At 47.5% G+C, this 15,680-nt stretch carries 11 protein-coding genes; 4 read left to right on the top strand and 7 right to left on the bottom strand.

What is annotated here, in order from left to right; translation table 11 throughout:
- Positions 1-4: 4 nt before the first annotated feature.
- Genes BC343_RS14780 through BC343_RS14760 form a run of 6 tightly spaced genes read right to left on the bottom strand, consistent with a single transcriptional unit; the run spans position 5 to position 4,579 of the window.
- Complete coding sequence (locus BC343_RS14780) at positions 5-1,051, bottom strand: glycoside hydrolase family 43 protein (RefSeq protein ID WP_202909798.1); 1,047 nt, start codon at positions 1,049-1,051, stop codon at positions 5-7.
- A 29-nt stretch (positions 1,052-1,080) separates the two neighbouring features.
- Positions 1,081-1,575 carry a nuclear transport factor 2 family protein gene (locus tag BC343_RS14775; protein WP_143822189.1) on the bottom strand — a complete coding sequence of 165 codons (495 nt, stop codon included), beginning with the start codon at positions 1,573-1,575 and terminating at the stop codon, positions 1,081-1,083.
- A 24-nt stretch (positions 1,576-1,599) separates the two neighbouring features.
- On the bottom strand, positions 1,600-2,061 hold the full coding sequence (locus tag BC343_RS14770) for a cupin domain-containing protein (RefSeq protein WP_078348550.1): 462 nt from the start codon (positions 2,059-2,061) through the stop codon (positions 1,600-1,602).
- Between the two features lie 10 nt (positions 2,062-2,071).
- On the bottom strand, positions 2,072-2,923 hold the full coding sequence (locus BC343_RS14765) for an aldo/keto reductase (protein WP_078348549.1): 852 nt from the start codon (positions 2,921-2,923) through the stop codon (positions 2,072-2,074).
- A 45-nt stretch (positions 2,924-2,968) separates the two neighbouring features.
- Entirely contained in the window at positions 2,969-3,274 is a 306-nt protein-coding gene (locus BC343_RS31980; protein ID WP_202909797.1) for a carboxylesterase family protein, read from the bottom strand.
- Positions 3,275-4,579: a carboxylesterase/lipase family protein gene (locus tag BC343_RS14760; RefSeq protein ID WP_202909796.1), complete on the bottom strand. Its 1,305-nt coding sequence runs from the start codon at positions 4,577-4,579 to the stop codon at positions 3,275-3,277.
- Positions 4,580-4,762: 183 nt separating this feature from the next.
- On the opposite strand from BC343_RS14760, the gene BC343_RS14755 reads away from it, so the two are divergent.
- Positions 4,763-5,671, top strand: coding sequence for a helix-turn-helix domain-containing protein (locus BC343_RS14755; protein ID WP_317043644.1), 909 nt, complete (start codon positions 4,763-4,765; stop codon positions 5,669-5,671).
- A 6-nt stretch (positions 5,672-5,677) separates the two neighbouring features.
- Here BC343_RS14755 and BC343_RS14750 read toward each other — a convergent pair whose 3' ends face one another.
- Positions 5,678-8,611 (bottom strand): triple tyrosine motif-containing protein, encoded by a 2,934-nt coding sequence (locus BC343_RS14750; RefSeq protein WP_078348547.1) that lies wholly within the window; start codon positions 8,609-8,611, stop codon positions 5,678-5,680.
- 305 nt (positions 8,612-8,916) lie between these two features.
- Between BC343_RS14750 and BC343_RS14745 the strand changes: the two genes are divergently transcribed.
- From BC343_RS14745 to BC343_RS14735, 3 genes are read left to right on the top strand one after another with little or no spacing between them, the layout of a single operon-like run.
- The gene (locus BC343_RS14745) at positions 8,917-12,042 is read left to right on the top strand and encodes a SusC/RagA family TonB-linked outer membrane protein (RefSeq protein WP_078348546.1); all 3,126 of its coding nucleotides are present in this window, start codon (positions 8,917-8,919) and stop codon (positions 12,040-12,042) included.
- A gap of 21 nt (positions 12,043-12,063) precedes the next feature.
- Positions 12,064-13,572, top strand: a complete 1,509-nt coding sequence (locus tag BC343_RS14740; protein WP_078348545.1) for a RagB/SusD family nutrient uptake outer membrane protein — start codon at positions 12,064-12,066, stop codon at positions 13,570-13,572.
- A 21-nt stretch (positions 13,573-13,593) separates the two neighbouring features.
- Entirely contained in the window at positions 13,594-15,675 is a 2,082-nt protein-coding gene (locus BC343_RS14735) for a hypothetical protein (protein ID WP_078348544.1), read from the top strand.
- The last annotated feature ends 5 nt before the right edge of the window (positions 15,676-15,680 follow it).

The raw sequence follows: 15,680 nt of genomic DNA, 5'->3' as shown, positions 1-15,680 counted from the left end.
GCCGTTACTTTTGCGCTTCCAAATAGCGGAAGGTGCTTTTATCAACCACTATTTTTGCGGGCTTACTCTTATCGAATTTAATAGCTATAACCGCTGTTTTGCGTTCGCCAACCTTGGTGTTGCTATGGTGGGTATGCAATACGTAGTATAGTTTACCATCGGGGCCGGTAAAAACATCGCCGTGCCCGGTTCCGTTAGCGCCCGTGTTTTGTCGGCTGATGATGGGGCCGTCTTCCGCCTTTTTCCACGGCCCCATGGGCGAGGCCGAGGTAGCGTACCCTACGGCATAATCGATATTCCTAAAATCGTTTACAGAATACAGCAAGTAGTACAGCTTGCCGTGTTTCAGCACCGTTGGGCCTTCGCTTACCGGCCAATCGGTTTTGGCGGTGTTTTCCCATGGGAGTTCGGCATGCAGGCATTCTTTAGTGGTGGTAGTATCAATGTCGGAGAGGTTGGCCTTCAGGCGTGCCATAAATATGCGGTTGCCCTTTTGCAGGCGCACGTGGTACATATACAAGTCACCGTTGGTGTCTTTAAAAATAAATGGGTCTATCTGCTTGCCCGGGCCCGATATTGGCTTTAATTCCTTTTGCGTGAAAGGCCCCAGCGGGCTATCGCTTTCAGCAATGGCAATATGCTCGTTGGCGGTGTAGGCCATGTAGTATTTACCGCCCTGCTTAAATATCTGCGGTGCCCAAAAGCCCTGTGTGCCATAGCTATCACCTTTGGTTAAAGCATAGCCATCGCGTTTGCCAATAGGCCCTGTCCAGGTCTTAAGATCGGCAGACTGGTATACCATAAAGCCATTGCGTCCGCCGGTACCGTAAAGGTAATACATGCCTTTATCGGCAAATATGGTTGGGTCGGCCAGTAAAATGGTGTCGCCAACAGGTTTGGGCAGGGCAGAGGCCTTGAGCGGAAAGTACGAAGCTACGAAGCAAAGTAAAGCAGCAACAATAATAGTGTTTTTGGGCAGGCGGGTGTTTTGCATAACGGGCCCAAGATAACAAAAGCCCGGCAAACGGTTGGGTTTGGCGGGCTTTTGCATGTATGATTTACAGGCTATTGCTCTCGAGATCAATTCTTAGGAGCATCGATCTTTAATTTAACAGGGCGCATTAATTGCGAAAACGTGAGCGAACCCATCTTCCACTTGCCGTCTTGTTTCAAATAAACTTCGGTAACCATAAACGAGTGTACTACCTCGTTACCGCCTACAACTGCCACAAGGTCAATGTCGTTCAGCAAAATGGCCGTATTGCCGAAAACGTTTACCGATGCACCGTAAACTTCTGCCTTTTTGTACCATATCATGCCGCCTTTTATGGTATTCAATTCCTGTGTTTTGCCCCAGCTGCCGCCCATATGTACAAATACGCATTTATCATCGAACAGGCCGTTGAGTTGGTCGGTGTTTTTGTCGGCCATCCAACCCCATTTATTTTTCGATAAGGTTAGCACTTCCTGCTCTTCTGCAGAGGTACTTTTTTGTGCGCCGGGTAAATTGGCCTGTGCTATTGCCATTTGCAAGCCTGCAAGGCATAATGCCATTAAAATGAATGCTCTTTTCATAATAGGTTTTATTTTAAGGTTGGTTTAGTTTTTCACGCTTTTGTATTCTTCGTCGGTTACGCGCTGCAGCCATACGGTTTTGTTTTTGGCGCTGTTGGTGCTTGCAGCAATATAAGTGAAGGTGGAGTTTGGCGATGCGCCATGCCAGTGCGCAACACCCGGTGTACATTTTAAAACATCGCCTTTGTGCACTATTTGTATGGCTTTGCCTTTTTCCTGGTAGTAGCCGGTGCCCTCGGTTATCATTAATATTTGGCCGGCGGGGTGTATGTGCCAATCAAGTTTTGCGCCCGGGGCAAAGGTCGCGGTAGCAATAGCGCAATCTATGGTGGTGTCGGCGTGGTTAAGTTCGCGCAGCCAAACATCGCCGGTATGGTTATCGGTTTTTGATAATTCGCCGCGTTTGAAAATTTCAGTTGTTTGAGCTCTAGCACGGGTAGTTGCTAAAGAAACGAACAGCGTTAGCGCAATAATTACTTTCTTCATATTGGTATTTTTAGTTATTTAGTTTTCGTTCGCCCAGCCATTTCACCATTGCAGGGTCGCGATGGTCAAAAAAGGCACTGGCAGCAGTGTCAAGGGTTTTTATTGCCTCCATATCATCCGCCGATAACTTAAAATCGAACACATTGATATTTTCGGCCATGCGTTCTTTTCGTACCGATTTGGGTATGGCCACTACGCCGCGTTGGGTAAGCCAACGCAGTATTACCTGGGCTATGGTTTTATCGTATTTTTCGGCAATGCCTTTCAGTAGTTCGTTTTGAAAGATGCCATTCTTACCCTCGGCAAATGGCCCCCACGATTCTATTTGCACATTGTTCTCGGCCATATACTGCTGCGCCGCAAATTGCTGATGGAAGGGGTGGGTTTCTACCTGGTTCACAGCGGGGGTTATCTCATTATGGATAATAAGGTCAATAAGCCTGTCGGGATGGAAATTGCTCACGCCGATGGCCCGTACTTTTCCTTCTTTATACAATTCTTCCATTGCGCGCCATTCACCGTAAACATCACCAAAGGGCTGATGGATGAGGTAAAGGTCAAGATAGTCCAGTTGTAGTTTCTTTAGTGATGTTTCAAATGCTTTCTTCGCGCCCTCGTAGCCCAGGCTTTGTATCCATAATTTGGTGGTTATGAAAAGCTCTTCGCGGGCAACACCGCTTTGTTTAATGGCCTTGCCAACGGCTTCCTCGTTCATGTATGATTGTGCCGTGTCTATCAACCGGTAGCCAGTTTCTATGGCATCCATCACACTACGTTCGCACTCGGCCAGGTCGGTTACCTGGAACACACCAAAGCCTAAAAGAGGCATTTCAACACCGTTATTTAATTTTATAGTTTCCATATTATCGTATTATTCACAATCGTTGCCCGCCTTTGCATGCTGCGGTTAATGCAAGTTACCACTCGTAACGGCTTTTTCAATTACATCCAACCTTGCTTTTTTCGGGTCGGGTTTTCCCGTTGCTGCACCATCGGCCTGTATCTCCAGCAGTTCATTTTTTTGAGGAGTATACGCTGGCCAGGCAGGTAATTCGCCACCGTTGGGGTTACCGATTTTGGCAAAGTTGGTCCAGTAGGTATTCATCAGTTTGGCAACTTCGCGGTCTTTATCATCAATAGGGGCATCGTTTCGGCTGCGCAGGTCATCAAACACATAAGCTATTTCCGATGCATGCCCCGCGCCATAACGCATCTATTGTTTCATGGAAGGCGATACGTACGAGAACAGGTATACGTAAGCAGATGCGCCCTTTGCGTTAATGGCGTTTGCGGTAAAACGTGCGGGCTCGGCCCAAACCTTATCGGTATTTACCATCGTAAGCATTAGTGGCAATTCCGTTTTACCATCGGTATCGTAAACGGCGGCGGCATCGTCTTTCATTTTGCCGAATAAGCCTAACAGGCTTTCTTTAGTAGTCGCGTTCACAAAGCCTGCCGGCACTTCGGCACTGTTAGAGCCTATCATGATGGGTATTTTGGGTGCCCGGCCATTGTTATAGGCGCTTTGTGCGGTTTCCACAACCAGTTTGCCATCCAATATAGGGCCTGAATATATCGGTGTGCTTCCATCTGCCTCTTGCCCGCCATCAACAATTTCTGATACGCTCAGCGCGCGGAGTTTCTCTAATGCCGCAGCATCGGTACCTGTTATGCCATGTTTTTTGGCGAAGTTGATGCCGATGGTTTCCGCAGATACCGGGTAATAACTATCTGCATTCTCTTTACTGATAGGGCGGCCGGTAAGCACGCCATCGCGGCCGCCGCCCGATTCTACAATAGCTTTATGAAACAGCCCTTTTGCCGATGGGATAGTCAGCAGCGACTGCACCGAAACCCCACCCGCCGATTCGCCGAAAATGGTTACGTTTTTTGGGTCGCCGCCAAAGGCACCAATGTTTTGTTTTATCCATTGCAGCGCAGCAATTTGGTCCATATAGGCGTAGTTGCCTTTGGCTTCTTCGGGATGCTCAGCATTAAGCGCCGGGAAGGCAAAAAAGCCCAAGCGGCCGAGACGGTAATTAATGGTCACTAATATAACGCCTTTGCCGGTAAACGATTCGCCGGAGAAGCCTCGCTGTGCACCGCTGCCTGCAACAAAGCCGCCGCCGTGTATCCAAACCATTACGGGCAGTTTAGCGCCTTTTGCAGTTACCGCAGGTTTCCAGATATTCAGGAACAGGCAATCTTCTGCCGAAGCAGGCGAAATATTTGTACCATTGCGCGGCCAACCCATCTGAGCGCAATCGGCACCAAATTTTGTTGCATCACGCTCACCCTGCCATGCCGGCATAGGTTGCGGTGCGCGCCAGCGTAGTTGCCCAATAGGTGCAGCAGCGTAGGGAATACCTATAAAGCTGCTTACATTGCCTTCCGTTGCGCCGCGCAAACTACCGCCCGATGTTTTTATTACCGGCGAAGTACCCGCTTTATTACCGTTGGTTTGCGCGTGTACCGTACATACAGCCAGCAGCGCTAAAATTGTTAATGCCTTTTTCATAAATAATTCGGTTTGGTTTTGGTGTGCCGGTTAAACTTGCTCACGTGTTTTAACCGGCGATACAAAGGTGCCCGCTTTTATTTAGCCAAACAGGATACGTATTACAGATGTTTGTACCACTTTTACGGATACGGGCATCAAGATGGGAGATGGCTTATATAATATGCTAAATTTGGTAAGCAAATGATGAAGAATATGGAAGACATGCTCAGGTTCAACACGGTAAGCGATTACAACGTGTTTAACAATAACCCCACAAGGCACCCGCTCATAAGTGTTGTAGATTTTACCAAAGCTGCGCCGCGCCATGGGTACAAAATGTATTTCGGCTTTTATACCATTTTTCTGAAGGACCTGAAATGCGGCGATATGTCTTACGGTCGTAACACCTACGATTACCAGGAGGGCACCATGGTTTTTTTGGCACCGGGGCAGGTGGCAGGCGTAAATAGCAAAGGCGAAGTGTACCAGCCAAAAGGGCACGGCCTGGTTTTTCATGCCGACCTCATACACGGCACCTCGCTTGGGCGACATATAGCCGATTATGGTTTCTTCGGCTACCAGTCAAACGAGGCGCTGCATTTATCCGACAAGGAACGGAACATTGTGCTTGATTGCTTCGACAAAGTAGATCATGAGTTGGAACAAAATATAGACAAACATAGCAAACGCCTTATTGTGGCTAATATTGAACTGTTGCTTGATTACTGCGTACGCTTTTACGACCGCCAGTTTATCACCCGCGATAACGTTAACCGCGGTATACTGGAAAAATTTGAGGCCATACTGAACGATTATTTTATATCCGATAAACCCCAAACCATTGGCCTGCCATCCGTGGCTTACTGTGCAGAGCAGTTGTACCTGTCGCCCAACTATTTTGGCGACCTTATAAAAAAGGAAACCGGCAAAACGGCGCTTGAATATATACAGGCCAAACTAATAGCCATGGCCAAAGAGCGCATATTCGACCATGGTAAAACCGTTAGCGAAATTGCCTATGAACTGGGCTTTAAATACCCGCAGCATTTTGCAAGGTTGTTCAAGCAAAAGGTGGGGCATTCTCCGCTCGAATATCGGTCGCTTAATTAATGCTCTCTACTTCATCAACTCCTGCTGAATATTGAATAAAAATTCAAACAGGTTCATCTCTGTTGGTATCTGCAGTTTTTTGCGCAGGCGGTAGCGGCTTACCTCTACGCCACGTACCGATATGGCCATTAGTTGGGCTATCTCCTTGCTTGATAAATTCATGATGAGGTAGGCGCAAAGCTTTAGTTCCTGTTGGTTAATGGTGGGGTAACGGTTTTTAAGCAGGGTTAAAAAGCCGGCGTGTACCTTATCAAAATGAATAGAGAATTGCTGCCATTGCTCGTTCAGCTTATCCTCTTCGGTGAGCATGCGCTGTATCTTTTTTATCTCCTTTACATCCACAGTACCCGCCTCGGCTTTTTGCAGGCGCTGTAATTCTTCTTTTACCTTAGTTAAAAACTCCTTTTGCTGCACCAGGTTCAGGGCCGATGATGCCAGTTCAGATGTTTTATACTCTACTTCGGCTTGCAGTTTTTCGGCTTTCAGGTTGGCGAGTTCTTTTTGGGAGCGTTCTAATTTTAACTGGTGCTGATAGGACAGTTGGCGTTGCTCTTCGGCATTCTGTTCCTGTTGTTGTTGTAGCTGGCGCTGTTGTTTTAAAATGTGGCGCTTCTCCTGTTTTTGGTAGATGAAATACAACAGCCCGGTTACGGCGAATATGTAGATAGCATAGGCCCATAGCGTTTGATACCAGGGCGGGTTTACGGTAAAAGTGTATTCGGTTATGGCCGATTGGTTATTATGGTGATTGCGTGCCTTTACCTTAAAAACGTATTTCCCCGGCGGCAGGTTGGTGTAATCCTTCTCGGCCTTTTTATTCCACTCGGCCCAGCCTTTATCGAAGCCTTCCAGCAGGTAGCTATACTCTACGTTTGATTGCTCATCAAACACGGGCGACGAGTACTCGAAATGTAGCGAGTTATAGGCGTAACTTAAATTAAGCACATCGCTTGCGGTTTGCTTGTTGGTACTATCGCGCCCGTCGAACCCGCCATAAAGCAAACTATCCGCCCCCGAACCCGACCGTACGCTGCGGATGTAAACCTTTAGCGGGCGTATGTTCTCTTTGTATTTGGCGTAATTGATATGGTAAAAACCATTCTCGCTGCCCACAAACACATTCTCGGTATTAATAGGGTATACATTCTCGAAACCGCTGAGGATACGGTTGTTCAATTCGGGGAAGTTGATGATGGTAGGTGCTGCCGAATAATCTACTACGCCCAGCGTTTTACCCTCCACAAACCAGATGTTACCTGCCGGGTCTTCTTTAAGGTAACGGATGCCTCGCTCGCCAAAAATGGTTTTAAAAGGCTGCGAGGGCATAAATTTATCGGCGCCGGCATTGTATTGGTAAATACCTTTCTCGGTAGCCACCACCACCTGGCCTTTTACTTTAAATACGAAGTTATTCAACGTTGACGGCAGCCCTTGCTCTTTGGTATAGTTTTTCACCTGGCCAGTTTCGGGGTTAAGGCAATATACACCTCGGTAGGGGTGCGAGGTCCATATCATATTATTCTCGTCAACCTCTAAAAACCTTGCCGACTCGTAGTACTTACCTAAATTACCCTTATCGGCAAGTGTTGCCCCATGGTTTTCAAACAGGCGCACACCGTAGTAATTACCCGCTGCTATTAATGGCTGGCCTGCCTTGTTGGTAAAGGGTTGGAATATCCAGAAACCGGTGGCGTTGTAAATAGGTGTAATATGCCCATCGCCCACCTCAAATAAACCATCATCCTTACCCGCAAGCAGGTGCCCGCCGGCCGCCATAATATTCCAGGTTTGGCCCTCGGCCGCTATTTTGAATTTGTTTTTTACATAGCTCAGGTCGCCCATATCGGTTACAGGTACTTGGTAAATACCGTTGGATAGCGCGAAGTACAGGTTGTTATGATAAAAAGCACTTGCATACCCGGCGGCATCGTTAAAAATGCCGGGGCTAATGTGCTTAACGGCATTGTTGTAACTGATGAAATCGATACCATTATCCAGCCCCAACCAAACATTGTGGTTGGCATCGTTAAAAATGGTGCGTACAAATACGTTTTGCAACCCTTCTTTTTTGGCAATGTTCTCTATCACCTGCCCGTTACGGTCCACCTGGTAAACGCCGTTTAAAAAGGTGCTGAACAGGTAGGTGCCATCATCCAAGGGTAGCGCGGCCGAAAAATGCTGGTGATTATCTATCCCGATAAGGTTAAAATTCCGCAGTGTATTGCCGCTTAGCAGATATATCCCATCCTTAGAGGTGGTGACGATGCTGAAGGATGTACTGTATTTGGATATCGAGGTAACGTAAAACCCATTGGGCAAGTCTTTTTTATCGATAAAGGGTTGCCAATTGTTGTTCACGTACTCTACTAATCCTTTTTGCTCATCGTGCGCCAGCAGTTTGTTTTGATATAATCCCAAAAACAACCACGAGCGGGTGTGGTAAACGGCCATTTTACCTTTACTGTATTTAAATATCTTATCGTTAGAGCGGAAGAATATATCGTCGCCATAGCTTATGATATCCCATAGGTCGGAGAATATCTGGTCGGCTTTTGGTATCAAACCCTTCAGGGAGGTAAATACTAACGAGCCATTACTGCCCGGCGAGAAGTAGCCTATCTCGTCCTGCCCGCCTACGTATAATTTCTTATCGGCACCAAACTCCAGCGAGCGCACAATGGTGCGGTTGGGTAGGGGATACAGCTGCCAGGCCGAGCCATCGAACACCAAAACCCCCTCGTTATTGGCAAAGTACATACGCCCCTGTGCATCCTGCCTTATTTTCCAGTTTTGAGTACCTGCGTTGTACTGCCGTTTCTCGTAATTAACGGTTTTGCGTTGCGCAATATAGGCTTGCGGCAGGGCTTTGTTTGCTACTATACTACACAATGTAATAAATAAAATCCTTAAATACAGGTAGTTAGTAAAATTGCGCAGCATGGTTACTTAGGGTATAAATTGGTAAATCAAATATCGCTTTTTTATTGGCTTTTTTGAGGCTTGTTGTAGTAGTGATGTAGTGCATTATTTGTTTAATGGCTGCTTTGGGGCATACTTTTGAACCCATAAACCAGGCGCCTCTTGCGCTTTTTTATAAACCAATTTAACCCGTACTAAAAACTTATGGACAAAATGTAACCATGTGCATTGGCATGCGCATTAAAACCTAATTATGGAGAAACCTTTACAACCAACCCCGGGCAAAGCCCCAATTCAATTAATTATAAACTAATCATCCAATCCTTATGCAATTCAAACTCAAGTTTCTTGCGTGCATTGCTTTGCTGTTTTGTTTGGTGAGCTCAGCCTACGCGCAATCGCTCCGCATTACAGGTAAAGTAACACAAAAGTCCGACGGGCAGGGCGTCCCCGGCGCCACCGTTGCCCTCAAAGGCACAACCATTGGCACCGTTACCGATATTAACGGTAATTATACCTTAACCCTTAACCAAAATACAAGCGCTACCCTGGTAGTATCTTTTATTGGTATGGTAACCGTTGAGCGCACTGTAAGCGCTACTGGTGTACAAAATTTTGTTTTAGACGACGCCTCCAAAGCGCTGGAAGAAGTTGTGGTAGTAGGTTACGGCACACAAAAAGTAACCAACATATCGGGCGCTATATCAGTAGTAAAAGCATCCGACATTAAAAAGCTGAACGCCGTACGTACCGAGGAAGCCCTGCAGGGCCAGGTATCGGGTGTTACGGTGGTTCAATCAGGTTCACCGGGTGCAAAGCCAACCGTATTGGTAAGGGGTATCCCTTCTTTCTCGGGTAACGACCCTACCGTGGTTGTTGACGGTTCTATCCAATCGCTGGATGACCTTAATTCGATAAACCCTAACGATATCGAATCCATCAACGTACTTAAAGACCCTGCTACAACCGCTATTTACGGTTTGAAGGGTGGTAACGGCGTTATTGTGGTAACCACCAAAGCCGGCCGCCCAAATCAAAAAACCGAGTTTTCTATCAACAGCAACTATGGTGTTCAGGATGTATCGCGCAGAATGGGCGTGCTTAACGCATCGGAGTATGGCGCTATGGTAAACGAAGGTAGCGTAGCTGCAGGTGGTAATATCATTTTCCCCGATCTTTCTATACTGGGTACCGGTACCGATTGGCAGAAAGAGATATTCCACACTGCGCCTATGCAGTCGCACAACCTGTCGGCACGTGGTGGCAGCGAAAAAATGTCATACTTCCTATCGGCAGGCTACCTTAGCCAGGGCGGTATAGTTGGCGGTTACGATAAATCGCACTTCAACCGTGGTACATTTACAGCTAACTTAACTTACGACCTTACCCCGAAACTGAAGTTCATTATGAACACTACCGGTGTTCTGCTGAACAATAAAGGCGTAGCCGAAAACTCGTTCAACAGTATAATAGGTAATGCACTTAACTTTGACCCAACCGTACCGGTTTACAATACCGATCCATCGGTAAACACCAAATATGGTTACAGCAACCTGTTGCTATCAGAGATATTTAACCCGATAAACAGGTTAGATAATACCTTCAATACCAACACCGGCAGCAAAATATACGGTAAATTTGAGGCGCAATACACCGTTATAAAAGGCCTAAAGCTGAACAGCCGTTTTGGTTACACCAAATACGACGACCGCTCTAAAAGCTTCACCCCGTTGATGTTTTACGGTCCGCTTAACGTAGAGAACAGCCAGGATGCAGCAGGCAACCAGATCACCGGCAGGCACAATAGTGTTAACCAAAGCAAAAGCAGCAACTTTAATTACACCTGGGAAAACTTTGCCAACTACAACTTCAGCGTAGCAAAAGACCACAACTTTGAAACCGTTGTAGGTTTTTCGATGGCGAAAATAAGTGGTAATGGCATGAACGTTGGCCGCCAGGATGTTCCGTTTAACTCATGGGAGTTTGCAGATTACAGCGCAGCTACCGGTACAAATACAGCCGATAACCCTAACGCGCAAACCGGTGGTGCATACCAGTACTTCCGCAGAAACCTATCGTACTTTGGCCGTGTTAACTACGATTACAAAAACAAATACCTGGCATCGTTCTCAGCACGCCGCGATGGTTCTTACGCCTTCGGTGTAAACAATAAGTTTGGTAACTTCTACGCAGGTTCCTTAGGCTGGGTAGTTACGCAGGAAGATTTCTTCAAACCGGCTTTCATCGATTACCTGAAAATTCGCGGTAGCTATGGTGTTACCGGTAATGAGAATGTGTCGCCGCAGTACAACAAAATTGCCACCGGCGGGCCTGATTATGGCTCAATGGCCAACAGTAATGGTTACAACTTCGGCAACGTGTTCTATACCGGCTCAACCCTTGCTTCGTTACGTAACGATGACCTGGCATGGGAAAAGCAAAAACAAGGCAACTTCGGTTTCGACCTTACGATGGCTCATAACAAGATATCCATCTCGGCCGATTATTACCAAAAACGCGTAAGCGGCTTGTTGTTCACCCCAACCGCACCGTTGGTTATGGGTACCATCCCGGTTCCGGTTTACAACATCGGTTCTACCAAAAGCAGCGGTTTTGATATTACCGTTAGCTACAACGAACGTATAGGCGGGTTTAAATTGAACAACAGTTTCAATGTAACCACCATCAAAAACATGGTAAGGGCCACCAACTCCGATGGTACTGCACGTATCTTGGGTGGTGGTTTCTTCAACGGCCAATCACAAACGGTTACCGTGTTCGAGAAAGGCCAAACGCCTGCTTACTTCTACGGTTACAAAACAGCAGGCTTGTTCCAAAATGCAGCAGAAATTGCAGCAGCCCCAACACAGGCAGGTGCGCAACCCGGCGATATACGCTTTGTTGACGTAAATGGCGATGGCGTAATTACCGCTGCCGACCAAACCAAAATTGGCGACCCGTTCCCTAACGTAACTTTAGGCTGGAACCTGGGCATGTCTTACAAAGGCTTCGACTTTAGTGCGCTTACTTACGCTTCACTTGGCGGCGATATTTACCGCGCTTACGAGCGTAACGCCAACTTTAGCAACAAATACCGTGGCGTGTTGGCCCGCTGGACCGGCGAAGGCACCACTAACGATGCCCGCTACCCACGTTATTCTTTCCTGGATCCTAACAGCAATATCCGCGTATCTGACCGCTACGTAGAGGATGGCTCATTTGTAAAAGTGAAGAACATTCAATTAGGCTATACTTTCTCTAAAGCCATGCTGAAGAACGTATTCAAATCGGTACGTATATACGCGCAGGTTAAAAACGCATTCACCTTTACCAAATACACCGGTTACGACCCTGAGATATCGGGCGGCAGCAACCTGCTGGAAACCGGCGTTGACCGCGGCGCATACCCGCAGGCACGTATTTACTCGGTAGGGTTGGATATAAACTTGTAATAACACAAAAACAGGAAAACAATGAAAAAGATATATATAAAGATGGTGGGCCTGGCAGTTGTTGCAACGCTGATGGGCTCATGCAAAAAATTTATCGATTATAACCCGCACGAGGATTTCGTGACTACGGACCTCGATTACTTTAAATCGGAAACAGATTACCGCACTATAGTGGTTAGTGCCTACTCACCTGTGCAATGGCTAAACCAGGTAACCGCAATTGGCGATATCGCATCGGATAACTCGGCTGCAGGCGGCGAAAGCGCATCAGATGTGCTGGCACTACAGCAAATGGACGATTTTACGCTTACACCGGTAAACTCTACCCTTGAGGACCTTTACCGCGTGGCTTATGAAGGCGTGAACCGTACCAACTACCTGATGCAGTATAAGGATAAGAACCCCGCAGGCGAAACCATCAGCTTCAATGGCAAAGATGCCTTGTATGGCGAAGTTTACTTCCTGCGTGCCTACTATTACTTCACATTAGTGAAAATGTGGGGCGATGTGCCGTTTTTCTTAGATAAACGCATCAGCTTAACAGAAGGCCGCGCACTGGCACGTTCGCCTAAAGCCGAAGTTTATGCACAGATAGAGAAAGACCTTCAGGCTGCAGTTGCTGTATTGCCAACTACCAGCACACAGCCGGGCCGCATTACCAAATATGCTGCACAAGGTTTATTGGGTAAAGTTTATTTGTACGAAAATAAGTTTGCCGAAGCTGATGCAGTGTTAGAACCCATCATTACATCAGGCGCGTTTACACTGGTGGCAGATTACGCTTCTATCTACCTGGCATCGGGCGAGAACGGTACCGAATCGTTATTCGAGGTGCAGTACACCAATGGTTCGCCATACTACAACTGGGGCGGTGCAACCCGTGGCCAGGGGAACTATGCTGTACAGCAAAATGGTATAAGGGGTATTAGCGGCAGTGGCGCTATGCCATACGCAGCAGGCTGGAGCACCAACCTGCCTACGCAAAACCTCGCCAATGCCTATGCAGCGGGCGACCAGCGTAAAGATGTTACCTGCTTCAACATAGAGGCTTACAAAACCGCGCACCCCGAATACGGCATTCAATACCAGGTTGCGCCTTACAAAAATAGCGGGCTTTACAACGGTAAATACCTGCCGCGCAAAGGCGAATCATCGGGCCAAATAGAGCTGAACTACCTTAACAATATCCGCGTAATGCGCTATTCTGAAGTATTGCTGATGGCTGCAGAAGCCCTTACCCGTGGAGCTGGCGATGTTACCAAAGCGCAAAACTACCTTAACCAGGTGCGCCGCCGTGCATTTAAAGATAATGCCCATGATATTACGGCAACAGGCGATGCCCTCAAAACCGCTATTTGGGACGAGCGCAGGCTGGAACTGGCCATGGATGGCGACCGCTTCTTTGATTTGGTGCGTACCGGGCAGGCAGCCTCTAAACTTACCGGCTTTACTACCGGCAAGCACGAGGTGTTCCCTATACCGCAGCAAGAAGTTACCATTACAGGTATTACACAAAACCCCGGCTATTAACCTTTTATCATTCATAAAAATATGAAGGCAATAAAATATTACTTAGGATTAACCCTTGTACTTGCCGCAGCAGCGGGTTGTAAGAAGGATTATATAGATACATCTTTTGTAAGCCAGGCCGCAGCGCCGGGCAAACTGGGTGTACTGTTCAGCATTACGCAGGACAATACCGGCATGGTAACCATTACGCCAAACGGCGAAGGCGTTACCAGCTACGATGTTTATTTTGGCGACGGCGGCGACACCTACAACAAAGTAGGCGCAGGCAAAAGCATTGAGCATAAATATGCAGAAGGCATTTACACCGTAAAACTGGTGGGGCACAACATTGGCGGCAAAACCGTTGAGTTTACCCAGCAGCTTACGGTATCGTTCCGCGCGCCGGAAAACCTTACACCGGCCATCAGCACCAACGGCTTAACGGTTACCGTAGATGCCAAAGCCGATTACGAAACCATGTACCACGTGTACTATGGCGACGAAGCGGGCACCACGCCCGAGCCTTTCGATACCTTTATTGAAGGCGTGCCGGCATCGCATATTTACAAAACTGCCGGTACTTATATCGTGCGCGTAGTAGCGCTAAGCGGGGGCGCAGCAACTACAACAGCTACGCAAACTATAAAAGTGGGTAAGCAGATAGACCTGCCCCTTACTTTTGACGACCCTAATTACGATTACACTACCAGCGATTTTGGCAACAACCAAAGCGGCGTAGCGGTTGACCCTGCCGACCCTGCCAATAAAGTGCTAAAAGTTACCAAACCAGGCGGTGCCGAAGTTTGGGCCGGTACCACTTTAGGTACAGCTACCGGCTTTGCAACAAAAGTGGGCATCAGCGCGGCTAACTCAAAAATGACTGCAAGGGTTTACTCGCCTGCGGCAGGCCTTACCATTAAACTAAAACTGGAAGACCACACCAATGGCAACAACGCCGTTGAAACCGATGCGGTAACTACCAAAGCCAACCAATGGGAAACGCTTACTTTCGATTTCAACAACAACTCGGCAGGTACACCGGCGCTTAACCCGGCCTTTACTTACGATAAAGCTTCGATGTTCTTCGACTTTGGTAACGGTGGCAGTGGCAAGGTGTTTTATATGGACGACCTGAAAATGACCACGCCGATACAGGCCATAAGCCTGCCGGTAACATTTGATGCACCGAATACCGACTACACCGTAACCGATTTTGGTAACAACGCCACAGTTGACGCGGTTGACCCTACCAACCCGGCCAACAAGGTTAAAAAGACCACCAAGCAAAACGGTGCCGAAACCTGGGCCGGTACCACAGTAGGTACTGCGGCAGGCTTTGCAACACCGGTGCCTGTTACGGCCGATTTTGCGCAGATGTCGTTACGCGTATACTCTCCTGCAGCAGGCCTAACCATCAAACTGAAATTGGAAGACCATACCAATGGCGCCAAATCTGTTGAAACCGATGCAGTAACTACCGTTGCCAATGGTTGGGAAACCTTAACCTTCAACTTCCTGAATAACTCGGCAGGTACGCCGGCATTTAATGCTGCTACGGTTTACGACAAAGCTTCGATATTCTTCGACTTTGGCGCGGGTGGCACAGGTAAGGTATTCTACTGGGACGACCTGAAAATGGTTCCGGCTCCATCATCGGTGTTGAACATCCCGTTAACCTTCCAGTCATCAACCCTGAATTATGCATTCACTGATTTTGAAGGCGGTAACGTTACCGTGGTTAACAACCCGGCAGCGGGCGGTATAAACACCAGCACCAAAGTTGCCAAAATGGTTAAGAACCCGGGCGCAACCTACGGTGGTAGCTTTATAGCGCTTGATGGCCCTATTGATTTCAGTAAGAAGATCTTCAAAATGAAAGTTTACTCGCCAAGGGTAGGAGCCAAAGTATTGCTGAAAGTTGAGAACCTTACCAACGGCGGTATCAGCTTCGAAAAAGAAGTTGCTACCACAAAAGCCGGCGAATGGGAAGAGCTAACTTTCGATTACAGCGCCATCAATCCAGCAAACTCTTACCAAAAAGTGGTGCTGATATTTGATAACGGCACTTCGGGCGATGGCTCGGCCAACTACACCTTCTATTTTGATGATATAACCCTTAACTAATTAAC

Origin of the sequence: Mucilaginibacter pedocola (assembly GCF_002013915.1) — a bacterium.
Taxonomy (GTDB): domain Bacteria; phylum Bacteroidota; class Bacteroidia; order Sphingobacteriales; family Sphingobacteriaceae; genus Mucilaginibacter; species Mucilaginibacter pedocola.
Note: the sequence above shows the minus strand (reverse complement) of the source record. Positions and strands in the feature narration are given on the sequence as shown.